The organism is Streptomyces sp. SN-593 (assembly GCF_016756395.1).
Taxonomy (GTDB): domain Bacteria; phylum Actinomycetota; class Actinomycetes; order Streptomycetales; family Streptomycetaceae; genus Actinacidiphila; species Actinacidiphila reveromycinica.
Map to the genome: position 1 here is coordinate 4,328,355 of NZ_AP018365.1, position 25,884 is coordinate 4,354,238.

The following is a 25,884-nucleotide window of genomic DNA, read 5'->3' on the forward strand; positions in this document are numbered from 1 at the left end:
CCGGACGTGACGTGCGTCTCACTTGTCGAGCACCGCCTCCATGACGCTCTTGGCGATGGGGGCGGCGAACCCGCCGCCGGAGATGTCGCCGCGGTTGGCCGAGGCGTCCTCGACCACCACGGCCACGGCGACCGGCGAGCCCTGGTCGGTCTTGGCGTAGGAGACGAACCACGCGTAGGGCAGGCCCTTGTTGTTCAGGCCGTGCTGCGCGGTACCCGTCTTGCCGCCGACGGTCACCCCGGAGATCTTCGCGTTCCCGCCGGTGCCGCCGGGGGAGTTGACCACGGCCTCCATCATCGACTGGAGCTTCTTCGCGTTCTCCTCCGACAGCGGCTGGCTCATCTCCTTCGGGCTGGTCTGCGCGATGGTGCTCAGGTTCGGCGCGACCAGCTTGTCCACCTCGTACGGCTGCATCAGCTTGCCGTCGTTCGCGATCGCGGAGGCGACCATCGCCATCTGCAGCGGGGTGGCCGTGGTGTCGAACTGGCCGATCGAGGACTGCGCGACCTGGTCGGGGGACATCTTGGTGTCGAAGTTGCTGGCGGCCGAGCGGACCGGGACGAACTGCTCCTTGTTGAAGCCGAACAGCGCCGCTTCCTTGTTCATCGCGTCCAGCCCGACGTCCGCGCCGAGCTTGCCGAAGACGGTGTTGCAGGAGTACTTCAGCGCGGTGGTGAGGGTCGCGTTCTTGCAGGGGATGTCGCCCTCGTTGTTCAACGGGGTGGTGGTGCCCGGCAGGATGTACGGGTCCGGCGAGTTCGTCGCCGCGTTGACGTCGCTGACCTTGCCGTCCTGGAGCGCGGCCGCGGCCGTGACCAGCTTGAACGTCGAACCGGGCGGGTAGGTCTGGCGCAGCGCCCGGTTGAGCGTCGGGTCGTCCGGGTCGTTCTTCGCCTGGAGCGCGTTCCAGTTCTTCTCGTCGGTCAGCGAGTTGCCCGCGAAGGAGCCGGGGTCGTACGACGGCGTGCTGGCCATGGCGAGGATCGCGCCGGTGCGCGGGTCGAGCGCCACCACGGCGCCCTTCTTCTTGCCGAGCCCGTTGTAGGCGGCGGCCTGCGCCTTGGCGTTGAGCGTGGTCACCACGTTGCCGCCCTGCTTCTGCTTGCCGGTGAGCAGGTCGACGGTGCGGTTGAAGAAGAGCCGGTCGTCGTCGCCGGTGAGGAACTTGTCCTCGACGCCCTCCAGCATGGAGGTGCTGTACGCCTGTGAGGCGTACCCGGTCACCGGCGCCCACATCGGGCCGTCGGTGAAGGTCTGCTTGTACTTGAAGTCGCTGCCGGTGGTCGTGGTGTGGCCGGTGACGGCCTTGCCGTCCACGATGATGTCGCCGCGCGGCTGGGCGAACTGGTTGATCGCCACCCGCCGGTTGTGCGGGTCGCTGGAGAGCTGGCCCGCCTCGACGTACTGCACGTAGTTCACGCGCACGAGCAGGGCGAGGACGAGGAGGCCGCAGAAGACCGCGACCCGTCGCAGGGGCTTGTTCACTGGCTGCGCACCACCTGGGTCGCTTCGGCATCGGGTGAGGGGGCGGGGCTCGGCGCCGGCCGCCGGGCGGTGTCGCTGATCCTGAGCAGGAGCGCGACCAGCGCCCAGTTGGCGATCACCGAGGAGCCGCCCTGGGCGAGGAACGGCATGGTCATACCGGTCAGCGGGATGAGCCCGGTGACGCCGCCGGCGACCACGAAGACCTGGAGCGCGAAGCCGCCGGACAGGCCGACCGCGAGCAGCTTGCCGAACGGGTCGCGGGCGGCCAGCGCGGTGCGCATGCCGCGCTCGATCAGCAGCCCGTACAGCAGCAGGATGGCCATCACGCCGGCCAGGCCCAGCTCCTCGCCGACGGTGGCGAGGATGTAGTCGCTCTTCGGGGCGATGCCGCCGATCAGCCGGCTGTACCCCTCGCCGAGCCCGGAGCCGAACAGGCCGCCGGAGCCGAACGCGTAGCGGGACTGCGCGGTCTCGGTGACGCCGCCGTCCTGGAGGGCCAGCGGGTGCAGCCACTCCTGGACGCGGACCTTGACGTGCGCCTCGGTGGTGCCGACCATCACCGCGCCGCCCGCGCTGAGCAGCAGGCCGAAGACGATCCAGCTCGTCCGCTCGGTGGCCACGTAGAGCATGATCACGAAGAGGCCGAAGAAGAGCAGCGAGGTGCCGAGGTCGGTCTCGAAGACCAGGATCAGCAGGCTGAGCGCCCAGATCACCAGGATCGGGCCGAGGTCGCGGCCGCGCGGCAGGTACAGGCCCATGAAACGGCGGGAGGCGAGCGCGAGCGCGTCGCGCTTGACCATCAGGTAGCCGGCGAAGAAGACCGCGATGACGATCTTGGCGAACTCACCGGGTTGCAGCGAGCCGACCCCGGGGATGGTGACCCAGATCCGGGCGCCGTAGACCGCGGGGAAGAAGATCGGCGAGATGAGCAGGGCGAGCGCCACGATCATCGAGATGTACGTGTAGCGCTGCAGGATGCGGTGGTCCTTGAGGAAGACCAGCACCAGGGCGAACAGCGCCACCCCGAGCGCGGACCACATGAGCTGCTTGGGGGCCATCGGGCCGCCGAGCTGCGGGGTGGTGATCGAGGGCTCCTGGTCGAGCCGCCAGATCAGCACCAGGCCGAGGCCGTTGAGCAGGGTGGCGATCGGCAGCATCAGCGGGTCGGCGTAGGGCGCGAACTTCCGCACGAGCAGGTGCGCTATGCCCGCGATGCAGCCCAGGCCGAGGCCGTACTCCGCCAGTCCCGCCGGCACGGAGCCGTGCTTGGCGAGCCCGGCGTCGGCGTACGCGAAGACGGGGATCGCCACCGCGAAGAGCAGCATGACCAGTTCGGTGTTGCGGCGGTTGGGCGCGCCGATCGACGTGATCGTCGTGGTGTTGCTGGCGCTCATGACGAGCCGAACCTTCCTGCTGCTGCGGGTGCCGGCACTACTGCTGGTCCGTGTCCGTGTCCGTGCTGCACTGCCCGGCCAGCTTCTTCTCGTCCGGCGTCAGGGACGGGCTCGGCGAGGGGGTCGGGGTGGTGGTGATCTTCTTCCCGTCCTGCTGCCCCTCGGCGGTGCCGGCGGCGCCGGAGCCCACCGAGTTCTCGGCGTTCTTCGCCGCGTCCTTGGCCTTGGCGGCGACGCTCGTGGCGGTGGCGACCTTCTTGCAGACGTCCGCCTGCTGGGCCAGCTCGTCCGCCTTGTCGTCCGCCTGTCCGAGGCTGCTGGTGGCGATGGTGTCCTGCACCTGCTTGCGCTGGTAGGACGGCAGGTACTTCAGCGGGATGTCCGTGCGGTCGCGGTGCACCTTGGACAGGCTGAGCCCGACGAGCTTCTGGTTGATGCCCTGGTAGACCGCGACGTGGTCGCCCTTGGCGCCCACGTAGTACTGGGTCTGGGTCCAGGAGTACGCCCCGTACAGGCCGCCGGCCACGACCGCGAGCACCACCACGGTGATCAGGGTGCGCTTGGGCCACTTGCGCCGGGCGGGCTTGTCGAGGTCGGACTCGTCGTACCCGCCGAAGGCGCCGAGGGGGGCGCCGGGCGCCGGGTCGCCGCTGCCGGGCGGGCCGAACGCGCCGGTCGGACCGGCCTGGTGCGGGGTGCGGCCCAGCTCGGAGGCGCGGCCGGCGGGGGTGTCCAGGTGCCGCGGGTCGTTGGGCTGCGACTGGTGTTCGGCGACCGCGCCGACCACCACCGGGGTGTCGTTGAGCTGCGCGGCCTGCGTGTCGCCGTCGTCGGTGTCGAGCACGTCGGCGACGATGCAGGTGATGTTGTCCGGCCCGCCGCCGCGCAGGGCGAGCTGGATCAGCTCCTGCACGGTCTCGTGCGGGGCCTGGTAGCCGCCGAGGGTCTCCTCCATGGTCTGGTGGCTGACCACCCCGGACAGCCCGTCCGAGCAGATCAGGTAGCGGTCGCCGACCCTGACCTCGCGGATGGACAGGTCGGGCTCGACCCGCTCGCCGCTGCCGAGCGCCCGCATCAGCAGCGAGCGCTGCGGGTGCGTGGTGGCCTCTTCCTCGGTGATCCGGCCCTCGTCGACCAGCCGCTGCACCCAGGTGTGGTCCTGCGTGATCTGGGTGAGCACGCCGTCGCGCAGCAGGTACGCGCGGGAGTCGCCGACGTGCACCAGGCCGAGCCGCTGCCCGGTCCACAGCAGGGCGGTGAGCGTGGTGCCCATGCCCTCCAGTTGCGGGTCCTCCTCGACCATGTGCAGCAACTGGTCGTTGGCCCGCTGCACGGCGGTGCCGAGGGAGGTGAGGATGTCCGAGCCGGGGATGTCGTCGTCGAGCGTGACGATGGTGGAGATCACCTCGGAGGAGGCGACCTCGCCGGCGGCCTGGCCGCCCATGCCGTCGGCGATCGCGAGCAGACGGGGGCCGGCGTAGCCGGAGTCCTCGTTCCCCTCGCGGATCATGCCCTTGTGCGAACCGGCGGCGAAACGCAGGCTCAACGACATGCGTACCTCCCCCGTCGGTTCCGGGTACATCCGCACGCTGCCCACCCTCTCGCTCGCGCGTCGTGGCTTCGCTGCCCCATTGTGCGACTACTTCCGCAGCTCGATGACGGTCTTGCCGATGCGGATCGGCGCGCCCAGTGGGACCGGGGTGGGCGTGGTCAACCGGTTGCGGTCCATGTAGGTGCCGTTGGTGGACCCCAGGTCCTCGACGATCCACTGGCCGTCGGTGTCGGGGTAGATCCTGGCATGCCTGCTGGACGCGTAGTCGTCATCGAGCACAATCGTCGAGTCATGCGCCCGGCCCAGGGTGATCGTCTGGCCCTGGAGGGCCACGGTGGTGCCCGCCAACGAGCCCTCGGCGACCACCAGTTTGGTGGGGGCGCCGCGCCGCTGGCGGTTGTTCTGCGGCTGCTGGCGCGGCTGCTGCACCTGCTGCTGGCGCTGCTGCGGCGGCCGGGACCGGTCGTCGGCCCGGCGCGAGGCGCGCTGGGTCACCCGGGTTCCGAACAGGTCACTGCGGATGACCTGGACCGCGACGATGACGAACAGCCACAGCACGGCGAGGAAACCCAACCGCATGACCGTCAGGGTCAGCTCTGACATTGCCCCCGCTTCACCCTTCGGCTTGCCTGTACACGATGGTGGTGCTCCCCACGACGATGCGGGAGCCGTCGCGGAGCGTAGCGCGCTGGGTGTGCTGTCCGTCCACCACGATGCCGTTCGTCGACCCGAGGTCCTGGACGACGGAGGGGGTGCCGACGCGGATTTCGCAGTGCTTGCGCGATACGCCCGGATCGTCCACGCGGACGTCCGCCTCGGTGGAGCGGCCCAGCACGAGGGTGGCGCGGGAGATCTGGTGACGGGTGCCGTTGATCTCCACCCAGCGCCGGGTGTGGGCCGCGGCGGAGCCCGGCGGCACACCGGTGCCGGGCAGCCGGGTCACCGGGGCTCCGCCGCCCGGCGGCGGCGCGGCCGGCATCGGGGGCGGGCCGGCCGGGCGCTGCGGCGCGGCGTGCCGCTCGGGCGCCGGGCGGGCCGGCCGCTGCTGGTACTGCTGCTGCGGGGCCGGCGGCTGCTGGTAGGACGGCTGCGGACGGCCCTGGGGCGGCTGGTGGCCCTGCGGCGCCTGCGGGTGCTGGGACTCGCTGGAGGCCAGGGTGCGGCTGCGCACCCGGTACAGCCCGGTGTCCAGGTCGTCGGCCCGCTCCAGGTGCACCTTGATGGTGCCCATGAAGGTGTAGCGCTGCTGCTTGGCGTAGTCCTTGACCATGCCGGCCAGTTCGTCGCCGAGTTGTACGGCGTACGGGCTCAGCCGTTCGTAGTCGGGCGCGCTCAGCTCGACGACGAAGTCGTTCGGTACCACGGTGCGGTCGCGGTTCCAGATCGTCGCGTTGTTGTCGCACTCACGCTGCAGCGCACCCGCGATCTCCACGGGCTGCACCTCGCTCTTGAAGACCTTGGCGAAGGTGCCGTTCACCATGCCCTCAAGTCGCTGCTCGAAACGCTTCAGCACACCCACCGGGCACCTCCCTCCTCCGGATCGTCCGTCGGCTCGATTCCGATACTGCTTACTGATCGTATCCACGCGTGGGAAAAACCGGCGGTTCCCCGATCTTGACCGGGCGGCCAGTGTCAACCCTCACACCGCGCCGTGCCTGCGCTCCTCCTACCCACAGCGATGGTAGATGGGGCCGCTGTGCGCGGTCCCGGGTTCGGGCCGTCCCCACCAGTGTCCCCAGTGTCCCGCACCGGCACGCCCGCTCGTGCCGCCGCCCCGCGTTCCCCCTCCGCCCTCCCCCGGTCGGGCCCGCGGAACGGAGGTGAGGGCACCGCACACGGCGTGCTAATCTTCTGCATGTCGGACGGGGTTCCCACACCAGCAGGATTCGAGGATCAAGCCGGTGCGAGAAGCCAGACGGCAGCACCCATGCGCGGGTGGCGGAATAGGCAGACGCGCTGGATTCAGGTTCCAGTGCCCGAAAGGGCGTGGGGGTTCAACTCCCCCCTCGCGCACCAGAAGCACTCCGGTGTTTCGAAGGCAGTGACGGACAGGGCGGCATCGTGACCACGATGCCGCCCTTGTCGTTGCGCGGGTCGGGGTGGCAGCCGGGCGGGAACCCGGGCAGGGTGGTGTGCGTTGGACGGATTGGGCAAAGCAATCGTCAAGCGGCGCGGCCCGCGCCGAACCGAGCAGGGAGATCCAGCATGGGTGTCAGCCTCTCCAAGGGCGGCAATGTCTCGCTGACGAAGGAGGCCCCCGGACTCACGGCGGTCACCGTCGGCCTCGGGTGGGACGTGAGGACCACCACAGGCAGCGACTTCGACCTCGACGCGAGTGCGCTGCTGCTCGACGCCTCCGGCAAGGTCGTGTCGGACAAGCACTTCGTCTTCTTCAACAACCTCAAGAGCCCGGACGGCTCCGTCGAGCACACCGGCGACAACCTCACCGGCGAGGGCGAGGGCGACGACGAGTCGATCAAGGTCAACCTGGCCGGCGTGCCGGCCGACGTCGACAAGATCGTCTTCCCGGTCTCGATCTACGAGGGCGAGACCCGGCAGCAGAGCTTCGGCCAGGTCCGCAACGCCTTCATCCGCGTGGTCAACCAGGCGGGCGGCGCCGAGATCGCCCGTTACGACCTCACCGAGGACGCCTCCACCGAGACCGCGATGGTCTTCGGCGAGCTGTACCGCAACGGCGCGGAGTGGAAGTTCCGCGCGGTCGGCCAGGGGTACGCCTCGGGTCTGCGCGGCATCGCGCAGGACTTCGGCGTCAACCTCTGACCGGGTCCTGACCACGTCCCGGCGGGCCTTCGAGGAGGCCCCCCGGGACGGCACGAGCAGACCGCGGGGCCGCGGCCGCCCGTCGTTCCGACGACCGGTGGCCACGGCCCCGTTCCTGTTTCCGCTCCTGCTCCCGTGCCGCCGGCGGGCGGTCCCGGGTGCCGTCAGGCCGCGAAGCGCGCCGCGAGGGCCTTCGCCTTCTCCGCCGCGTCCTCGTGCGCCTTGGCCCGCGAGGCGTCCGCCGCGTCGATGAGCGAGGCCATCGCCGGGTTGACCCGGGCCAGCGTCAGCTCGGGGATCACGAAGTGAACCTCCAGCGAGAGCATCCCGGTCAGCACCTTCTCCAGGTACGTGGCGGCGAACTCGAAGCTCTCGCGCGGCGTGCCCGGCCCGTAGCCGCCGCCGCGCGCGGCCACCACCGTGACGGGCTTGCCGGCCGCGGAGCCGCCCTCGCCGCCGGTGCGGCCCACGATGATCACCTGGTCCAGCCACGCCTTGAGGGTGGACGGGATCGTGAAGTTGTACATCGGGGTGCCGATGAGGACCGCGTCCGCGCGCTCCAGCTCCCCGGCGAGTTCCTCGCGCAGCGCGACCGCGGCGGCCTGCTCCGGGGTGCGCGACTCGGCCGGGACGTTGGTGCCGATGATGCCGTCCGCGGTCAGGTGCGGCACCGGGGCGGCGGCCAGGTCGCGGTAGACGACGGTGCCGCCGGGGTGCTGGCTCTCCCACTCCTTGCGGAAGGTCGCGGTGACCTCGCGGGACACGGAGGAGTCGTGGAAGGCGGAGGAGTCGATGTGCAGCAGGGTGGCCATTGCGAGCCTCTTCGTCATCAAGGGATACAGGGGGGTGCGGCCGGGCGCCGCCGGGCGTCCGACGGCCTCCGCCGGCATCAGCGGACCCGTAAGTTCGTGCGTAACTATTCTTAACACAGAGACTTACTTTTTTGCAGCGCCTGAGGGGTGACGGAGTACGCTGTGGCCATGGAACGGGGACGGCAGATGCGCCCGGGTACCCCCTGTCGAGGCGTCGATATCGCGCTGACCAGGGTCTTCGAGTTGTTCGGCAAGCGATGGACCGGGCTGATCGTGGCCGTCCTCACACAACGCCCGGCGTACTTCGCCGAGATCCGCCGGGCCATCCCCCGGATCAGCGAACGCATGCTCTCCGACCGGCTGACGGAACTGGCCGACGCCGGGCTGGTGGTCCGCGAGGTCGATCCGGGCCCGCCGCTGCGGGTCAGCTACGGGCTGACCGAGGCCGGGCTGGCGATCCGCCCGGCGCTGGGCGAGCTGGCCCGGTGGGCCGAGACGTACCTGCCCGACGACGTCTCCTGCACCGAGCCGGAGGCGGCCGCCGTGCTGGGTGGGCCGGACGCCGCGCAGGAGTGCTCCGAGAACTGACCGCGGGCGCTACGGGTGCGCCGCCGCGTCCTCGTTGTAGCGCACCAGGTAGCCGGCGAACCGTTCCAGGTCCGCCGGGTCCCAGGCTGCCAGCCGCTCCTTGAACGTCTCCTGCCGCCGCACCCGCGCCGCGGCCAGGCTCTCCACGCCGCGCGGCGCGAGGTGCAGCACCTGCACCCGGTGGTCGGTGGGGTCGGTGCGCCGCTCCAGGAAGCCGTCCCGCTCCAGGGCCGCCACCTGGCGGCTGACCGTGGACTTGTCCAGCAGGTAGTGCGCGGCGAGGTCGGTGGCCCGGCAGCCCTGCTGTTCCTCCAGGTGCGCGAGGATCGTGTACGCGACCAGGGACAGCTCGGGGTGCATGCGCGCGGCGGTGGCGCGGGCCCGGCGGGCGAACGCGGTCAGCTCGCGCTGGATCACCTCCAGCGAGGCGACGGATCCGGCCGACCGGGCGGGGGTCGCTGCTGCTGACACCGCGGTCACGCTCCTGCCTGGTACGGCCGCGACCCGGGGTGGCCGACGGCGCGAGAGTTGTAGAGTACAACGATATCAGGCCGCGGCGCCCGCCCTCAGGAGGGCAGCGGCAGCTCGAACCAGACCACCTTGCCGACCGCCTTCCGGCTGGTCCCCCACCGCCGCGCCAGGTTCGACACCAGGCCGAGCCCGCGCCCGGTCACGTCGTCGGCCCTGGCGCTGCGCAACTGCGGCAGGTGGTGGTTGTCGTCGCTCACCTCGACCAGCAGCTTGCCCACGCGCATCAGGCGCAGCTCCACCTCGTAGGAGGCGGCCTTGATGGCATTGGTGACCAGCTCGCTGACCAGCAGCTCCGCCACGTCGCTGAGGCGTTCCAGGCCCCATGCGGCGAGTTGGCGGCGGGTCAGTTCGCGGGCCCTGGACACCTCGGCGTAGTCGATGAGCAGGCTCCAGCGCACCACGTCCTGCGGGGCGACGCCCTCGAAGCGGGCGACCAGCAGTGCCACGTCGTCCCTGCGGTCGTCGGAGTGCACCCGGGCGAGTATCTGCGCGCACACGTCCTCGGGGGACTGCTGCGGCTCGATCACGTTGGCGCACAGGGCCGCCAACCCGGCGTCGATGCCCTGGCCGCGCACCTCGACCAGCCCGTCCGTGCACAGCACCAGCCAGCTACCGTCCGGCGCCGGGACCTCCACCGTCTCGAACGGCACCCCGCCCACCCCGATCGGCGCGCCGCCGGGGATGCGCAGCAGCTCGCCGTGCCCGTCGGAGCCGGCCAGTACCGGCGGGATGTGGCCGGCGTTGGCGAGGGTGAGCGTGCGGTGGATCGGGTCGTAGACCGCGTAGACGCAGGTGGCGAGGTGTTCGGTCCCCAGCCGGTGGGCGAGGTTGTCCAGGTGGCGCAGCAACTGCGCGGGCGGCAGGTCGAGCCCCGTCATGGTGATGACGGCGGTGCGGAACTGCCCCATCACGGCCGCCGCCTGGAGCCCGTGGCCCATCACGTCGCCGACGATCAGCGCCACCCGGCCGCCGGGCAACTGGATCGCGTCGAACCAGTCGCCCCCGACCTGCGCCTGCCGGTCCCCGGGCATGTAATGGTGCGCGATCCGGACGCCGGGGATGCGCGGCGGCCGGGTCGGCATCATCGAGCGCTGGAGCGTGGCCGCGGCGCGCGACTCCTGGTGGTGCAGCCGGGCGTTGTCGATGTGCACCGCGCCGCGCGCGACCACCTCGGCGGCGGTGGCCGCGTCGCGGACGTCGAACGGTCGGCGGCCGGGCCCGCGCAGGAAGTAGACCCGGCCGAGCACGGTGCCGCGGGCGGTGAGCGGCGCCACGATCAGCGAGTGGCCGGCCATCAGCGGTCCGAGGGCGGGGACGCCGAAGTCGAGCGCGATGTCCGGGGCGAGCGCGGGGTCCACCACGGGCACCAGCACGGGGTCGCCGAGCCGGGGCACCATGTCGCCGGCCGGCAGCGCGACCAGTTCGCCCTCGGGCAGGGCCGTCTCCCAGGCGCCGGGCGTGCCGGGGAGGGCGAGGGCCACGCGGCGCACGAGCACGGTGTCGGCCGGGCGGTCGTCCTTGGGCGGTTCGGTGTCGGAGAAGAGCTGGTCCACGACGAGCACCGAGGCGAGGTCGGCGAAGCGCGGCACGGTGACCGCGCACAGTTCGCGGGCGGTGGTGCCCAGGTCGAGGGTGGAGCCGATGAAGGAGCCCGCGGCGCGCAGCAGGGCGAGCTGCTCGTCGAGCGCGTTGCCGGGGTGGGGGGCCGGGGTGGAGGCGAGCACGTCGTGGGCGTCGCGGTCGCGGTCGCGGTCGCCGTCGCGGGCGGGGCGGTGGTCGCGGTCCCGGGCACGGTCGCGGTCCCGGTCCTGTCGGCGGTCGCGGTCGTTCCTGCGGCTGCCGCGGCCACGGCCGGCGCCGGGGTCCCGGGCCGGGGCGGCGCCCGGCTGGTCGGACGTGTGGCCGGACGGCTGGTCGGACGTGTGGCCGGACGGTCGGCCGGAAGGGCGGTGCGGGTCGTACGGCGGTGGCTGCTCGGAGGGGCGCGGCCCGTCGTACGGCGGTGCCTGGCCGGCAAGGTGCGGCCCGTCGCCGGACCGGTGCTCGGACGGTGCCGGCCCGCCTCCCGCCTTCCTCCTCTTCTTCCGGCCGGTCGGGGCGCGGTCGTCCGCCGGCGGCAGGCCCGGGGCGGTGCGGGAGGCGTGCGAGGTGAGGGAGGGCGGCGGCACGGCCGTCAGCGCGGACGCGCTGGACGCGTCGCCGCCGCGTGCGGCCGGGTCCGCGGTGGTGCCCGCCCCGTCTCCCGGCGGCAGCTCCCTGCGGACGGGGGCCGCGGCGCGGGCGGCCGCGGCGAGCCGGGCGTGCTCCTGCGGCACGACCGGCAGCCGGACGCCGTCCTCGACTTCGAGCGCGGGGTGGCCGAGCGCCGCGATCTGCCGCACGATCCGGTCCAGCCGGCCCGGGCTCGCGCCCGGCAGCACCTCGGCGAGCCGACCGGTGAGCGCCTGCCCGGTCGCCGGGTCGGCGCTCGGCGCGAGTACGGCGGCCACCGCGATGTCCTGGCGCTGCGGCCCCTCCGCGCCGTACGGCAGCAGCCGGCCGCCGAGCGCGATCCGCAGCCCGCCGGCGCGCAGCGGCTTGGCGTGCACGGCGAGCGCGAGCAGGCTGCGGCCCCCCGGCTCGACCAGCCGGTAGGTCCACCACAGCACGTCCTTCAGGGTGCCGTCGCGGTCGGTGGCGGCCAGCGCCCCGGCCCAGGAGGAGACGGTGATGTCGTCCAGCAGCTCCAGGGTGTCCTGGCGGGCCGCCGCGGGGCGCTTGTCCGTGTGGCCCGCGGCCGGGCGGGTGGTGCTCAGCAGCCCGGCCGCGCGGTGGCCGAAGACGTGCTCCCAGCGGTGCCCGAACAGCTCCTCGGCGCCACGGTTCCAGTACGAGATCCGGCCGTCGGGGTCCACGCAGAGCACCGCGAGCCGCAGCAGGGCCGCCAGGCCGGGAACGGCCGCGGGCGGGGTGGTGGCGGGCGGCGCGGTGGTGGCGGGCGGGATGGCGGCGCCGTCCGGCACCGCCAGGGCCGTGGAGACGGGCGGCGGGCCGGTGACGGCCGGTGAGGTCACCGCCTCCGGCGCGGTCCCAGGCGTGGTCACCGACGCGGCCGCGTTCGCGGGTACGGGTACGGGTACGGGCGCGTTCACAGGCGCGTTCACGGGCACGGGCACGGGCGCCGCGGCCTGGCGGGTGGACGGCAGGGCCGCGGGCCGTATCGCGGGCACCGCGGTGCCGGCCCCCGGCAAGGGCCCGGTGCGGGCGGAACGGTCGGTGTGGTGGTCCGGCTCGGCGGCATCGGGATGCCCGGTGATCTCGTCCAACGTCGTGCACCTGCGGTCCGGCGCTGTGGTTCCGCGCTGCGTGGGGTGGGCTTCAAGGCAAGCACGAAACCGCGGGCCGGGTCGACCGATTGCCCGGATTGGTGCTCTGTTGGCGGATGCTGACGGCGTGTCGGGCCGCGTTCGTGGTATCGGCCCGGACCGGGGGAGCGCGGCCGCGATGCCGGGACGCGCGGTGCCGCCCCCGCGCGCCGGAGCCGGGCACGGACGGGGCCGTCCACCTGGGGTGCGGGCGCGACCGGGTGACCCGTACGGGCGACCCGGGGCGGCGGCCGGGCCGCCCCGGAAGCCCCCGCGGGCGGCCCCGGCCCGGGCCCGGCCCTGTCCACGGCCCGACCGCGCTCCCGCCATGATCGACCGTAGAGGGCCTACGCTATCCGGGTGACGAACACCTCCGGACCCGGACCGTCCGCCGCCTCCGCCCCTGCCGCTCCCCCTGCCGGATCGGCCGGCCCCGACGACTCCGCGGCCGACCCGGCCGCCGCCGCGTACGTGGACACGGAGGGCCAGGAACGCCTGGCGAAGGCGGTGCGCGCCGCCGAGCAGGCGTTGATCGAGTTCGAGATCGCGGTGGAGACGTTCCGCGTCGAGGTGGAGAACTTCTCCCGGCTGCACCACCAGCGGCTCGGCCCGATGTACGCGCGGCTGGACGAGCTGGACGCGCTGATCGCGGAGGCCGTCGCCGCGCACAGCGGCGACCGGGCCGACATCGAGCGGGCCTGGGAGGCCCGCGCGCTGGTGATGCCGATGCCCGGGGTCGAGGAGTTGTTCGGCGGCCTGCTGGGCGCCGACGGGGTGCGGCCGGTGGAGGACCCCAATCCGCCGCGCCGGGTCCGCCCCGGCAAGGAGGCCCAGCGGCTCTACCGCGAGCTGGTCCGCAAGGCGCACCCCGACCTGGCGCAGGACGACGCGGAGAAGGAGCGCCGCAGCGCCTTCATCGCGCGCGTCAACGAGGCGTACGCGTACGCCGACGAGGCGGGGCTGCGCGACCTGGCCGCCGAGTGGGAGGCCGGTCCGGCGCCGGAGTCGGACCTGCCCGGCGAGGCCGAGGTGCTCTACGCCCGGCTGGAGTGGCTCGCCGAGCGCAAGGAGAAGCTGGCCGCGCTCGCCGCGGAACTCGACGAGAGCGCCATCGGGCAGATGATGAAACTCGCCCCCGACGACCCGGACGCGCTGCTCAACGAGATCGCCGAGCAGTTGCTCACGCAGGTCTCGCAGCGCGAGGCGCGGCTCGCCGAACTGGTCCACGGCGCATCCGGCGGCTGAGGTAGCTTTCCCGTAAGTCCGCGGGTGCGGTGCACGCCTGCCGCCCGCGCCGTCCCCGTACGTCAGTGATCCCGCAGTTCCGTGTCCCAGGAGGCCTGTCCGATGTTCCGCTCCCAGCTCCCCGCGGTGGACGCCTCCGCGGTCCCGGCCGACGCGACCCTCCTCGACGTGCGGGAGGACGACGAGTGGGCCGCCGGTCACGCCGAGGGCGCGCTGCACATCCCGATGGGCGAGGTCGTCGGCCGGCTCGCCGAACTGCCCGAGGGCGGCACCGTCCACGTGGTCTGCCGCGTCGGCGGTCGGTCCGCCCAGGTCGCGCAGTACCTGATCGCCCAGGGCGTGGACGCGGTGAACGTCAGCGGCGGCATGCTGGAGTGGGAGTCGGCCGGGCGCCCCGTCGTGGACGACAGCGGTGCGCAGGGCCACGTGCTGTAGCGCGCCGCCGCGTTCCCGCATCCCGCGCCTTCTGCGCCTGTGGATAACTCGGTAAGGTCACCGCCGGGGCCCCTGGGTGACTAGGGTCGGGCCGTCGGGCGCAGCGGAGAGCGGAGAGTCGGATGGGGCCAACGGAGGGGCCGCCGCCCAATGTGGCGGGGCTGTCGCTGCCCGGGCGGATAGCCGTGGCGGTGGTGGTGGGCGCGGTCGCGGTCGGCGCGCTGTTCCACCTGGGGATGGTGTTCTTGTACGTCGCGCCGTCGAACACGCTCAGCAAGGAGCACGCGGCCGCCGTCAACGACTACATCTACCCGGAGTTCGAGCAGAACTGGAAGCTGTTCGCGCCCGACCCGCTCCAGCAGAACGTCCACATCCAGGCCCGCGCCGAGGTCAGCAGGCCCGACGGCGGCACCGGGACCACGGGGTGGGTGGACCTCACCGGCATGGACATCGCGGCGATGCGGCACGACCCGGTGCCCAGCCACGCCCAGCAGAACGAGCTGCGCCGGGCCTGGGGCTACTACACGGACACCCATGACGCCCAGGAGCAGCCGACCAACGCCGTGGGCGGCGACCTGAGCCGCACCTACCTCCAGCGCATCATCCAGAGCCGGTTCGGCACCAAGCTGAACGGCGGCACCGTGGTCCGCGTCCAGGCCCGCGCGGCGACCACCCCGGTGGGGCAGCCGACCTGGAGCGTGTCGGGGGCGGCCACGCCCACCACCGAGTACCGGACGCTGCCGTGGTGGGTCGTCGACGGGACCGCCGCGCCCGCGGCCGTCCCGGCTCCCGATCCGGGTACGACGGCCCCGGCTACGACCGCTCCCGTCCCGGGTACGACCGCTCCCGCGCCGAGTACGACGGGTCCCGCGCCGAGCACGGCCCCGGCGCCGGGCGCGACCGTCACCTCCTCCGGGCGGGGGGCCTCGTCATGAGCGCGCCCCGCGGCCACGCCGAGGTCCGCGCCGGTTGGCGCGTCCCGGCGACCCCCACCTACGCGAGCGTGACCGCCGCGCTCGACCGCGCCGTCACGCGCGGCCTCCACAAGATCACCGGCACCGCCGTCGGCCCCTACCAGAGCGCGGTGGTGCGGATCGGCGTCGCGCTCACCTGGCTGCTGTTCCTGCTGCGGGAGTTCCCGCACCGCGCCGCGCTCTACGGCCCGCACAGCGCCTGGGGGTTCGACCTGGCCCAGCGGCTGCTGGCCGGCAACCACGCGTTCAGCGTGCTGATGTGGAGCGACAGCCGCGCCTGGTTCGAGATCTGCTACGCGTTCGCGATCCTGGCGAGCGCCGCGCTGCTGGTCGGCTGGCGGACGCGGACGTCCGCGCTGATGTTCATGGTCGGGGTGCTGTCGCTCCAGAACCGCAGCGTGTTCATGGGCGACGGCGGCGACAACGTGGTCCACATCCTCGCGATCTACCTCGCGTTCACCCGCTGCGGGCTGGTCTGGTCGCTGGACAGCCGCAGGGCGCGGCGCCGCGCGGAGGCGGAGGCGGAGGCGTCGCGGGCGGCGGCAGCGGAGGCCGAGGCCGGCTCAGGAGCCGGGGAGCCGGTGGCCGGACCGCGGGCGCCGGTCGAGGCGGACGCGGCCGCGCCGGCCTTCCCGCCCGCTTCCACCGTGCCCGCGCGCGCCGCTGTGCCCGGGCGGGCCGGCGTCGACCCGGTCGGCATCGCGCTGTGGGCCGTGTTCGGTGTCGTGCTGCTCGTCGCCACCTTCGGCGACAAGCTCAGCCACGGCTGGGACCTGGTCTTCTGGGCCTGCTGGGTCGGCCAGGCGGTGTGGTGGGCGGTACGCCGCCACGCGCCCGGCGAGCCCCGTACCGTCTTCGAGATCATCGCCAACGTCGTGCACAACGGCGCGATGCTCGTGGTCGTGGTCGAGGTGTGCCTGATCTACTCCACCGCGGGCTGGTACAAGATCCAGGGCAGTCGCTGGCAGGACGGCACCGCGTTGTACTACCCGCTGCACCTGGACGACTTCACTCCCTGGCCGGCGCTGTCCCACATGTTGGCGAGCCACGCGGTGGTGGTCATGCTGATCACCTACGGCACGGTGATCGTGCAGGTCGCCTTCCCCTTCACCCTGTTCAACCGGCGGGTGAAGAACGTGCTGCTGGTCGGGATGATGATCGAGCACGCCTCGATCGCCGTGGTGCTGGGACTGCCGTTCTTCTCGCTCGCGATGATCTCCGCGGACGCGGTCTTCCTGCCGACCGGGTTCCTGCTGTGGGTGGAGTACCAGGCCCTGGGCCGCCGACGCGGGCGGGACCTCGCCGCTCGGGCGCTGCCGGAGCAGCGCGCGGACGACCCGGGCACGCCGGCCGCGGGCCCGCCGCCGTCCCCGGTCACCTGACGACCGGCCGCGGGCCCGCCGCCGTCCGCCGTCACCTGACGACCGGGCTGGGCCGCCGCCGACCGGCCCGTAGGGTGGGCGCATGACCGAGGACGAGGCCGTGCGGGCCGAGCATCCCGCGGCCGCGGTGGGCCGCTGGCAGGCGGCGGACCCGGACTGCGTGCTGCTCGACGGCTTCCACGCCCTCAAGCACGCGCTGCGCTTCGGCGCCGACGTCCGGGTCGCGGTGACCACCGACCGCCAGGGGCTGCTGCGGCTGGCCGCCGAACTGGCCCCCGACCTCGGCGCGGAACTGGCCGAGAGGGTCGCCGAGGTGCCCGGACCGGTGCTGCGCGACCTGGTGCCCCGGGTGCATCCGACCGGGGTGGCCGCCCTCGCCGTCCGCCGGGACCCCGAGGCGAACCTCGCGGCCCTCCACCGCATGCCGCGGCTCGCCCCGCTGGTCGTGCTGGACGGCCCGCGCAACCTCGGCAACGTCGGTGCCGTGGTCCGCCTCGCCGCCGGCTTCGCCGCCACCGGCGTGGTGACCACCGGCGACCTCGACCCCTGGCACCCCAACGCCGTCCGGTCCGGCGCCGGGCTGCACTACGCCACCGCGGTCGAGCGCGCCGACCCGGCCGCACTGCCGCCGGGCCCCCGCTACGTCCTCGACCCGGAGGGTGCGGACATCCGCGACACCGGCCTGCCCGACGACGCGCTCGTGGTCTTCGGCTCCGAGCGGCACGGCGTCTCCGCCGAGCTGCGCGCCGGGGCCGACGAACTGGTGTCGCTGCCGATGCGGGCGCAGGTCTCCAGCTACAACCTCGCCACCAGCGTGGGCATGGCGCTCTACCACTGGGCCGCCACGTCCCGCTCGCCGCTCGTGCCCGGACGCGGCGGACCGCCCGCGGCCTGAGCCCGCGGACCGCGGTCCGAGGCCCGATCACCGCGCCCCGATGCCCGCTGTCCGATGCCCGTGGGCCGAGCCGGTGGTGGCCCGGCTCGCCCCGGTCCACTCGGGGCGGGCCGGGCCACCGGTCAGGCCGGGCGGCGCACCTCCACCACCCGGAAGCGGTTGGCGACGAAGGCGCCGTCGCACAGGGCGGCGTTCGCCGCCGGGTTGCCGCCCGAGCCGTGGAAGTCGGAGAACGCGGCGGTCTGGTTGACGTACACCCCGCCGGTGAGGTTCAAGGAGAGCTGGGCGCACTCCTCGAAGCAGACCTCCTCCAGGTCCTGTTCGACCTGCGCGGAGGTGGTGTAGCCGGCGACGGTCATCGCGCCCTTGTCCCGGATGCTGCGGCGCAGCAGCTCCAGCGCGTCTGCGGTGGAGTCGACCGCGACGGCGAAGGAGACCGGCCCGAAGCACTCCGACAGGTAGGCGGACTCGGCGTCCGGCTTGGCGCCGTCCAGCGAGATGAGCGCGGGGGTGCGGACGGTGGCGTGCGGGAAGTCGGGGTGGGCCACGCTCCGGGAGGCGAGCGCCACACCGCCGAGCCCGGGGGCGGCGTCCAGCCGGGACTTCACGTCGGCGTTGACCAGCGCGCCGAGCAGGGCGTTGGCCCGGGCGTCGTCGCCCAGCAGCTTGTCCACGGCGGCGGCGAGGTCGGCGACCACCTCGTCGTACCCGCGGGGGCCCTGGTCGGTGCTGATGCCGTCACGGGGGATCAGCAGGTTCTGCGGGGTGGTGCACATCTGGCCGCTGTAGAGGGACAGCGAGAACGCGAGGTTGGCCAGCATGCCGCGGTAGTCGTCGGTGGAGTCGATCACCACGGTGTTGACGCCAGCCTTCTCGGTGTAGACCTGGGCCTGCCGCGCGTGCGACTCCAGCCAGTCGCCGAAGGAGGTCGAGCCGGTGTAGTCGATGATGCGGATCTCGGGGCGCAGGGCGAGGGTCTTGGCGAGCCCCTCACCCGGACGGTCCACCGCCAGGCAGACCAGATCCCGCGGGTATCCCGCCTCGGCGAGCACCTCGCGGGCGGTCTCGACGGTCAGCGCCAGCGGCAGCACGGCCCGGGGGTGCGGCTTGACCAGCACCGCGTTCCCGGTCGCGAGGGAGGCGAACAGGCCGGGGTAGCCGTTCCACGTCGGGAAGGTGTTGCAGCCGATGACCAGGCCGATGCCGCGCGGCACCGCGGTGAACGTCTTGCGCAGCCCGATCGGGTCCCGCTTGCCCTGCGGCTTGGTCCACTCCGCGCTCTGCGGGGTGCGGACCTGCTCCGCGTACGCGTACGCGACCGCCTCCAGGCCGCGGTCCTGGGCATGCGGACCGCCGGCCTGGAAGGCCATGGTGAAGGCCTGGCCGGTGGTGTGCATCACGGCGTGCGCGAACTCCTGGGTCCGCGCGTTGATCCGCGCGATGATCTCCAGGCAGACCAGCGCGCGGGCCTCGGGCCCGGCGTCGCGCCAGGCCGGCACGGCGGAGCGCATGGCCGGCAGCAGCACGTCCGGATCGGGATGGGGGTACTGGATGCCGAGCTCGATGCCGTACGGCGAGTGCTCCTCGCCCGCCCAGTCGTCGGTGCCCGGCTGGTCGAGCGCGAAGCGGGCGTTCAGCCGGGCCTCGAAGGCGGCGCGGCCGGCCTCGGGGTCGGGGTACGCCTTGGGGTGCTCGGGGTGCGGCGACCAGAACGCGCGGGTCCTGACGGCCTCCAGCGCCTGGTCGAGGGTGCCGCGGTGGCGGTCGACCAGGAGCACGGTGGAGAGTTCGGCGGTCATGGGACCAACTCCTCGTCGAGCTGGGCTGAGTGGCGGGGACACCGCTAGATTAACCGAATGTTCGGTCGGGACAAGAGGGACTTCCCGGCCTGTGGAAAACTTCCGGGCCCGCTGCGCGGCGGGCTCCGCGGCGATGCCGACGAACCCGGCGAGGAGAGTGCAACCGTGACCGCACCAGACCTGACCAGCACCGTTGCCGTCGTCGGCGCCGGCACCATGGGCCAGGGGATCGCGCAGGTCGCGCTGGTCGCCGGCCACCGCGTCCTGCTCCACGACGCGGTGCCGGGCCGGGCCGGCACCGCCGTCGAGGCGGTCGCCGCGCGGCTGGACCGCCTGGTGGAGAAGGGCCGGCTGGGTACCGAGGAGCGTGCGTCGGCCCTCGCCCGGCTGGCGCCGGCCGGGACCGTCGCGGACCTGGCGCCCGCCCGGCTGGTGGTGGAGGCCGTGGTCGAGGACCTGGCCGTCAAGCAGAGCCTGTTCGCCGAGCTGGAGCAGGTGGTCGCCGACGACTGCCTGCTGGCGACGAACACCTCCTCGCTCTCGGTGACCGCCGTGGCCGGCGGGCTGCGCCGCCCGGGCCGGCTGGTCGGTCTGCACTTCTTCAACCCCGCTCCGCTGCTGCCGCTGGTCGAGGTGGTCGCGGGCGCCGCCGGGGACCCGGCCGCCGCGACCGCCGCCTTCGACCTCGCCGCGGCCTGGGGCAAGACGCCGGTGCGCTGCACCGACACCCCCGGCTTCCTCGTCAACCGCGTCGCCCGCCCCTTCTACGCCGAGGCGCTGCGGGTCTACGAGGAGCGGGCCGCCGATCCCGCCACCATCGACGCGGTGCTGCGCGGGAGCGGCGGCTTCTCGATGGGCGCCTTCGCGCTCACCGACCTGATCGGCCAGGACGTCAACGAGGCGGTCACCCGCTCGGTGTGGGAGGCGTACGGCCGCGACCCGAAGTTCGGGCCCTCGCTGGCGCAGCGCCGGCTGGTGGAGTCCGGGCGGCTCGGCCGCAAGAGCGGGCGCGGCTGGTTCCCGTACGGCCCGGAGCACACGGCGGCCGAGGTGGAGGCCGCGACCCGTCCGCACACCGCCGACGCGGCCATGGCTCCGTCCTTCGTCACCGTCCTCGGGTCGCTCGGCCCGGCCGCCGAACTGACCGCGCTCGCCGAGGAGGCGCGGGTGGAGGTGCGCCGTCAGGCGGCGGAGCCCGGGACGCCGGGCGCCCTCCTGCTGCCCGGCGGCACCGCCCTTCGGCTGGCCGACGGGCGGCTGCCGGGCGAGCCGTCGATCCAGTTCGACCTGGCACTGGACTACCGGACCGCCTCCAGGGTGGCGATCGCGCCCGGCGCCGGGGTGCACGCCGACGCCGTGGCCGAGGCCACCGGCCTGTTCCAGGCCATGGGCAAGGAGGTCAGCGTCATCCGCGACGTGCCCGGCATGGTGGTCGCCCGCACTGTGGCGATGCTGGTGGACTTCGCGCTGGACGCCGTCGCCCGCGAGGTCGCGTCCGCGCACGACGTGGACACCGCGATGCGGCTGGGCGTGAACTACCCCCTCGGCCCGGTGGCGTGGGGCGAGCGGATCTCGCTGGCCTACGTGCGCGACCTGCTGGACGGCCTGCACGCCTGGTACCCGACCGGACGGTACGCGCCCAGCCCGGAGCTGAGGCGGCGTGCGGCGGCGGCCTCACATGTGGTCTGCTCATGACCATGCCCAAGCGCGACACCTACACGCCGGACTCGCTGCTCGCCGTAGCCGTCGAGGTCTTCAACGAGCGCGGATACGACGGCACGTCCATGGAGCACCTGTCGCAGGCGGCGGGCATCTCCAAGTCCTCCATCTACCACCACGTCCGCGGCAAGGAGGAACTGCTCCACCGGGCGGTCGGCCGCGCCCTGGAGGGCCTGTTCGGCATCCTCGACGAGTCCGGCGCGACCACCGGGCGCGCGGTGGACCGGCTGGAGTACGTCACCCGGCGCACCGCGGACGTGCTGGTCGAGGAGCTGCCGTACGTCACCCTGCTGCTGCGGGTGCGCGGCAACACCGGCACCGAGCGGTGGGCGATGGAGCGGCGCCGGGAGTTCGACCAGCGGGTGGCCGCGCTGCTGAAGGCGGCCGTGGCCGAGGGCGACCTGCGTGCGGACGTGGAGCCCCGGCTCGCCACCCGGCTGCTCTTCGGCATGATCAACTCGGTGGTGGAGTGGTACCGCCCGGACGGCCGCGGTACCGCGCAGGCGGAGCAGCTCGCGGACGCGGTGGTGCGGCTCGCCTTCGACGGGCTGCGGATACAGCGGTGAGGCCGCCGACCCGCCCCGGGACCGCCGGGTGCCCGCCGGACGGGCCCTGCCCAAGATCCTCATCGGCCTTCTAGGCGGTCGGGTAGCCGCCGGGGCCGCGGTCGCGCTCCGGCCAGTCCCGGACCACCAGGTCGGTCTCCTCGAAGACCAGCAGCGTGCGGCTGCTGAGCACCTCCTCGATCGCCTGGAGCCGGGTGAGCACCAGCTCGCGCAGGCTGCGGTTGTCCACCGTGTGCACCAGCAGCAGGACGTCGAAGTCGCCGCTGACCAGGGCGATGTGGACGACACCCGGAAGGGTGACGAGTTTCTGCCGGACCGTCCGCCACGAGTTCTGGACGATCTTGAGCGTGATGTACGCGGACGCGCCGTGCCCGGCGCGTTCGTGGTCGATCCGGGCGCTGAATCCCCGGATCACCCCGTCCTCGACGAGCCGGTTGATCCGCGCGTACGCGTTCGCCCGGGACACGTGCGCCCGCTCGGCCACGGAGCGTATCGACGCGCGGCCGTCCTCCTGGAGCAGCCGCAGGATCACGCGGTCGATCGGGTCCAGAGGTCGGACCCGTGGTGCGTCTTCGGCCATCTGTTCTCTCGCCATCCCCCCGCGGCTCCGTAGCATGGACGTACTGGCTCCATCTCAGGCTGTGCAGAACCGTTTGTCCACAGGCCGAACCACCCCGTAGCCAAAATGCCTCCGGCGACCGAACAATCGGTTGGGAGAGCGTGACCCGCTCGCCACCCGACCGCCACCGGTCCCGATCACGAGGAGGTGCTCGCGATGACCGTCCTGGACACCCCCGCCTGGCGCCCGCGCACCGAGGCCGGGCCGCTGCTGCCCGACCAGGAGCCGTTCCGGCTGCTCGGCACCCCCGAGGCCGCCCGGCTCGCCCCCGACCTGCTCACGCGGCTGTACGCGCAGCTCGTCCGCGGCCGCCGGTTCAACCGGCAGGCGACCGCCCTGACCAAGCAGGGCCGCCTCGCGGTGTACCCGTCGAGCACCGGCCAGGAGGCGTGCGAGGTCGCCGCCGCGCTCGCGCTCGGCCCGCGCGACTGGCTCTTCCCCAGCTACCGCGACACCCTCGCGGTGGTCGCCCGCGGCGTGGACCCGGTCGAGGCGCTGACGCTGCTGCGCGGCGACTGGCACACCGGATACGACCCGCGCGCGGCCCGGGTGGCGCCGCTGAGCACCCCGCTGTCCACCCAGTTGCCGCACGCGGTGGGCCTCGCGCACGCGGCCCGGCTCAGCGGCGACGACGTGGCGGCGCTGGCCATGGTCGGCGACGGCGGCACCAGCGAGGGCGACTTCCACGAGGCGCTCAACTTCGCGGCGGTGTGGAAGGCCCCGGTGGTCTTCCTGGTGCAGAACAACGGCTTCGCGATCTCCGTGCCGCTGGCCAAGCAGAGCGCCGCGCCGACCTTCGCCCACAAGGCGGTCGGCTACGGCATGCCCGGCCGGCTCGTGGACGGGAACGACGCGGCGGCCGTCCACCAGGTGCTCACCGAGGCGGTGGACCGGGCCCGGGCCGGGCAGGGCCCCACCCTGGTCGAGGCGGTCACCTACCGGATCGACGCGCACACGAACGCCGACGACGCGACGCGCTACCGCGACCAGGACGAGGTCGCCACCTGGCGCGCGCACGACCCGATCACCCTGCTGGAGGGCGAGCTGACCGGCCGCGGCCTCCTCGACGACGCGCTGCGGCAGCGCGCCGCCGAGGACGCGGAGGCGCTCGCCGCCGACCTGCGCACGCGCATGCACGACGATCCGCCGCTGGACCCGGCGGACCTGTTCGCGCACGTCTACGCCGAGCCCACGCCGCAACTGCGCGAGCAGGCGGCCATGCTGGGCGCCGAGCTGGAAGCGGAGCAGCGGTCATGAGCCCGGCCTCCCAGGCGGCCGCCTCCCCGGCGGCCGCCGCGCCCACCGCCCCGCAGTCCTCGCCGGCCGCCCGGCCCGCGTCCGCTGCCAAGCCCGCCACCATGGCGCAGGCGCTCAACCAGGCGCTGCGGGACGCGCTCGCCGCCGACCCCTCCGTCCACGTCATGGGCGAGGACGTCGGCACCCTCGGCGGCGTCTTCCGGATCACCGACGGCCTGGCCCGCGACTTCGGCGACGACCGCTGCACGGACACCCCGCTCGCCGAGGCCGGCATCCTGGGCGCCGCGGTCGGCATGGCGATGTACGGGCTGCGACCGGTGGTCGAGATGCAGTTCGACGCCTTCGCCTACCCCTCGTTCGAGCAACTGGTCAGCCATGTGGCGCGGATGCGCAACCGCACCCGCGGCGCGCTGCCGCTGCCGATCACCGTCCGCATCCCGTACGGCGGCGGCATCGGCGGGGTCGAGCACCACAGCGACTCCTCCGAGGCGTACTACCTGCACACCCCGGGGCTGCACGTGGTGACGCCGGCGACCGTCGAGGACGCCTACGGACTGCTGCGGGCGGCCATCGCGTCCGACGACCCGGTGGTGTTCCTGGAGCCCAAGCGGCTGTACTGGTCGAAGGCGGACTGGTCGCCGCAGGCGCCGGCCGAGGTTCCGCCGATCGGGCGGGCGGTGGTGCGGCGTGCCGGGCGCGGCGCCACGCTGATCACCTACGGCCCGTCGCTGCCGGTCTGCCTCGAAGCCGCCGAGGCGGCGAAGGAGGAGGGCTGGGACCTGGGCGTGGTGGACCTGCGCAGCCTGGTGCCCTTCGACGAGGAGACGGTCGCGGAGGTGGTGCGCGGCACCGGGCGCGCGGTGGTGGTGCACGAGTCCTCCGGGTTCGGCGGCGCCGGCGCGGAGATCGCGGCGCGGATCACCGAACGGTGCTTCCACCACCTCCAGGCGCCGGTGCTGCGCGTGGCCGGGTTCGACATCCCCTACCCGCCTCCGATGCTGGAGCGGCACCACCTGCCCGGGGTCGACCGGATCCTGGACGCGGTGGGGCGCCTGCAATGGGAGGAGGGGTGATGGCCGCGGTCAAGGAGTTCACCCTGCCCGACCTCGGCGAAGGGCTCACCGAGGCCGAGATCGTGCAGTGGCTGGTGGAGGTCGGCGAGGTCGTCGCGGTGGACCAGCCGGTGGTCGAGGTCGAGACCGCGAAGGCCGTGGTGGAGGTCCCCTGCCCGTACGGCGGGGTGGTCACGGCGCGGTTCGGCGAGCAGGGCGACACCCTGGCGGTCGGCAGGCCGCTGGTGACGGTCGCGGTCGGCGCGGACCCGGCCGCGGACGCGGGCTCCGGCGGCGGGAGCGGTGACGGCGGGTCCGGCTCCGGCGGCGGGAGCGGCTCCGGCGGGGAGGGGGGCGGCGACGAACCCGAGGGCTCGGGAAACGTGCTGGTCGGCTACGGCACCCAGGCGGCGGTCGCCCGCAGGCGCGGACGGGTCCGCGCGGTGAGCGCGGCCGTCGGCCACGTGACGGCGGCGGGGGGAGGGCCCGTGCGCGGGGACCTCGCTCACCCGGACGGCGGACCGGTCGCGGTCATCTCGCCGTTGGTGCGCCGCCTCGCCCGGGAGAAGGGCCTGGACCTGCGGTCGCTGGCCGGCAGCGGACCCGACGGGCTGATCCTGCGGTCCGACGTGGACCGCGCACTCGGCGCGGTCGGCGCGGACCCGGCTGCGGACCCGGCCGCGGCGGCGGTCGGCGGCGGCACGGCCGGTGCGGCCGCGCGGTCGGCGGCGCGACCGCCCGTCGACGGCGAGGTGCGCGTGCCGCTGCGCGGGATACGCGGAGCGGTCGCGGAGAAGCTGGCCCGCAGCAGGCGGGAGATCCCCGACGCCACCTGCTGGGTCGACGCGGACGCCACCGGGCTCCTCGCGGCGCGCGCGGCCATGAACGCGGCGGCGGGCGACGGCGGCACCCGGATTTCGGTGCTGGCGCTCATGGCCAGGGTGGTGACGGCCGCACTGGCCCGCCACCCCGAGCTGAACGCGACGGTGGACACCGCGCGGGGCGAGATCGTCCGGCTGCCGGCGGTGCACCTCGGGTTCGCGGCGCAGACCGACCGCGGGCTGGTCGTGCCGGTGGTGCGGGACGCGCAGGCCAGGACCACGGCCGAACTGTCCGCGGAGATGGGCCGGTTGACCGAGGCCGCGAGGACCGGCGCGCTGACCCCCGCCGAGCTGACCGGCGGGACCTTCACGCTCAACAACTACGGCGTGTTCGGGGTGGACGGTTCGACGCCGATCCTCAACCACCCCGAGGCGGGCATGCTCGGCGTCGGCCGGATCGCGGCCAAGCCGTGGGTGCACCAGGGCGAGCTGGCGGTGCGGCAGGTGGTGCAGCTCTCCTTCACCTTCGACCACCGGGTGTGCGACGGCGGCACGGCGGGCGGCTTCCTGCGGTTCGTGGCCGACTGCGTGGAGGACCCGGCGGTGCTGCTCGCCTCGGTCTGAGCGGCATAC

Annotated in this window: 22 protein-coding genes and 1 tRNA gene; 13 read left to right on the top strand and 10 right to left on the bottom strand. The window is 73.7% G+C overall.

Translation table 11 applies throughout. The annotated features are described in order from the left end of the window. Positions 1-18: 18 nt before the first annotated feature. The 5 genes from RVR_RS18135 to RVR_RS18155 form a co-directional block, all read right to left on the bottom strand. Positions 19-1,485 carry a peptidoglycan D,D-transpeptidase FtsI family protein gene (locus tag RVR_RS18135; RefSeq protein ID WP_202234849.1) on the bottom strand — a complete coding sequence of 489 codons (1,467 nt, stop codon included), beginning with the start codon at positions 1,483-1,485 and terminating at the stop codon, positions 19-21. Continuing rightward, the gene (locus RVR_RS18140) at positions 1,482-2,879 is read right to left on the bottom strand and encodes an FtsW/RodA/SpoVE family cell cycle protein (RefSeq protein ID WP_202234850.1); all 1,398 of its coding nucleotides are present in this window, start codon (positions 2,877-2,879) and stop codon (positions 1,482-1,484) included. Before RVR_RS18140 ends, RVR_RS18135 begins: the two co-directional genes overlap by 4 nt. A 37-nt stretch (positions 2,880-2,916) precedes the next feature. Then, a complete protein-coding gene (locus RVR_RS18145) occupies positions 2,917-4,431 on the bottom strand; it encodes a Stp1/IreP family PP2C-type Ser/Thr phosphatase (RefSeq protein ID WP_237404820.1) in 1,515 nt (504 codons plus the stop codon). A gap of 87 nt (positions 4,432-4,518) precedes the next feature. Further along, positions 4,519-5,034, bottom strand: a complete 516-nt coding sequence (locus RVR_RS18150) for an FHA domain-containing protein FhaB/FipA (protein ID WP_202234851.1) — start codon at positions 5,032-5,034, stop codon at positions 4,519-4,521. A 10-nt stretch (positions 5,035-5,044) separates the two neighbouring features. Further along, on the bottom strand, positions 5,045-5,950 hold the full coding sequence (locus RVR_RS18155) for an FHA domain-containing protein (RefSeq protein WP_202234852.1): 906 nt from the start codon (positions 5,948-5,950) through the stop codon (positions 5,045-5,047). Between the two features lie 410 nt (positions 5,951-6,360). Here RVR_RS18155 and RVR_RS18160 point away from each other — a divergent pair. After that, positions 6,361-6,447, top strand: a tRNA-Leu gene (locus tag RVR_RS18160). Between the two features lie 189 nt (positions 6,448-6,636). Next, complete coding sequence (locus RVR_RS18165; protein WP_202234853.1) at positions 6,637-7,212, top strand: TerD family protein; 576 nt, start codon at positions 6,637-6,639, stop codon at positions 7,210-7,212. A gap of 164 nt (positions 7,213-7,376) precedes the next feature. Here the strand turns inward: RVR_RS18165 and RVR_RS18170 are convergent, their stop codons facing one another. Further along, the gene (locus tag RVR_RS18170; protein ID WP_202238750.1) at positions 7,377-8,024 is read right to left on the bottom strand and encodes an FMN-dependent NADH-azoreductase; all 648 of its coding nucleotides are present in this window, start codon (positions 8,022-8,024) and stop codon (positions 7,377-7,379) included. A gap of 168 nt (positions 8,025-8,192) precedes the next feature. Here RVR_RS18170 and RVR_RS18175 point away from each other — a divergent pair, with 168 nt between their 5' ends. After that, a complete protein-coding gene (locus tag RVR_RS18175; RefSeq protein ID WP_237404821.1) occupies positions 8,193-8,612 on the top strand; it encodes a winged helix-turn-helix transcriptional regulator in 420 nt (139 codons plus the stop codon). Between the two features lie 9 nt (positions 8,613-8,621). Here the strand turns inward: RVR_RS18175 and RVR_RS18180 are convergent, their stop codons facing one another. Then, on the bottom strand, positions 8,622-9,083 hold the full coding sequence (locus RVR_RS18180) for a MarR family winged helix-turn-helix transcriptional regulator (RefSeq protein ID WP_272933090.1): 462 nt from the start codon (positions 9,081-9,083) through the stop codon (positions 8,622-8,624). A 95-nt stretch (positions 9,084-9,178) separates the two neighbouring features. Continuing rightward, positions 9,179-12,448, bottom strand: a complete 3,270-nt coding sequence (locus RVR_RS37690; RefSeq protein ID WP_237404822.1) for an ATP-binding SpoIIE family protein phosphatase — start codon at positions 12,446-12,448, stop codon at positions 9,179-9,181. 399 nt (positions 12,449-12,847) lie between these two features. Here RVR_RS37690 and RVR_RS18195 point away from each other — a divergent pair, with 399 nt between their 5' ends. From RVR_RS18195 to RVR_RS18220, 5 genes are all read left to right on the top strand, one after another. Continuing rightward, positions 12,848-13,732 carry a J domain-containing protein gene (locus RVR_RS18195; RefSeq protein WP_237404823.1) on the top strand — a complete coding sequence of 295 codons (885 nt, stop codon included), beginning with the start codon at positions 12,848-12,850 and terminating at the stop codon, positions 13,730-13,732. A 102-nt stretch (positions 13,733-13,834) separates the two neighbouring features. After that, positions 13,835-14,167, top strand: coding sequence for a rhodanese-like domain-containing protein (locus tag RVR_RS18200; protein WP_202234854.1), 333 nt, complete (start codon positions 13,835-13,837; stop codon positions 14,165-14,167). Between the two features lie 122 nt (positions 14,168-14,289). Beyond that, positions 14,290-15,102 (top strand): DUF5819 family protein, encoded by an 813-nt coding sequence (locus RVR_RS18205; RefSeq protein WP_202234855.1) that lies wholly within the window; start codon positions 14,290-14,292, stop codon positions 15,100-15,102. Beyond that, a complete protein-coding gene (locus RVR_RS37695; protein WP_237404824.1) occupies positions 15,099-16,523 on the top strand; it encodes an HTTM domain-containing protein in 1,425 nt (474 codons plus the stop codon). Before RVR_RS18205 ends, RVR_RS37695 begins: the two co-directional genes overlap by 4 nt. 82 nt (positions 16,524-16,605) lie before the next feature. After that, complete coding sequence (locus tag RVR_RS18220) at positions 16,606-17,418, top strand: TrmH family RNA methyltransferase (protein ID WP_202234856.1); 813 nt, start codon at positions 16,606-16,608, stop codon at positions 17,416-17,418. A gap of 122 nt (positions 17,419-17,540) precedes the next feature. Here RVR_RS18220 and paaN read toward each other — a convergent pair whose 3' ends face one another. Then, entirely contained in the window at positions 17,541-19,217 is a 1,677-nt protein-coding gene (gene paaN / locus RVR_RS18225; protein WP_202234857.1) for a phenylacetic acid degradation protein PaaN, read from the bottom strand. Positions 19,218-19,382: 165 nt separating this feature from the next. On the opposite strand from paaN, the gene RVR_RS18230 reads away from it, so the two are divergent. Both RVR_RS18230 and RVR_RS18235 read left to right on the top strand, forming a co-directional pair. Further along, entirely contained in the window at positions 19,383-20,912 is a 1,530-nt protein-coding gene (locus tag RVR_RS18230) for a 3-hydroxyacyl-CoA dehydrogenase (RefSeq protein ID WP_237404825.1), read from the top strand. Continuing rightward, positions 20,909-21,502 carry a TetR/AcrR family transcriptional regulator gene (locus RVR_RS18235; RefSeq protein WP_202234859.1) on the top strand — a complete coding sequence of 198 codons (594 nt, stop codon included), beginning with the start codon at positions 20,909-20,911 and terminating at the stop codon, positions 21,500-21,502. The genes RVR_RS18230 and RVR_RS18235 overlap by 4 nt, the downstream gene beginning before the upstream one ends. A 70-nt stretch (positions 21,503-21,572) precedes the next feature. On the opposite strand, the gene RVR_RS18240 is transcribed toward RVR_RS18235, so the two are convergent. Then, positions 21,573-22,097, bottom strand: coding sequence for an Lrp/AsnC family transcriptional regulator (locus tag RVR_RS18240; protein ID WP_202234860.1), 525 nt, complete (start codon positions 22,095-22,097; stop codon positions 21,573-21,575). Between the two features lie 180 nt (positions 22,098-22,277). Between RVR_RS18240 and pdhA the strand changes: the two genes are divergently transcribed. From pdhA to RVR_RS18255, 3 genes are all read left to right on the top strand, one after another. Next, entirely contained in the window at positions 22,278-23,378 is a 1,101-nt protein-coding gene (pdhA, locus tag RVR_RS18245) for a pyruvate dehydrogenase (acetyl-transferring) E1 component subunit alpha (protein WP_202234861.1), read from the top strand. 101 nt (positions 23,379-23,479) lie between these two features. Continuing rightward, positions 23,480-24,451, top strand: coding sequence for an alpha-ketoacid dehydrogenase subunit beta (locus RVR_RS18250; protein ID WP_237405339.1), 972 nt, complete (start codon positions 23,480-23,482; stop codon positions 24,449-24,451). Next, entirely contained in the window at positions 24,451-25,875 is a 1,425-nt protein-coding gene (locus tag RVR_RS18255; RefSeq protein ID WP_202234863.1) for a dihydrolipoamide acetyltransferase family protein, read from the top strand. The genes RVR_RS18250 and RVR_RS18255 overlap by 1 nt, the downstream gene beginning before the upstream one ends. Positions 25,876-25,884 lie beyond the last annotated feature (9 nt).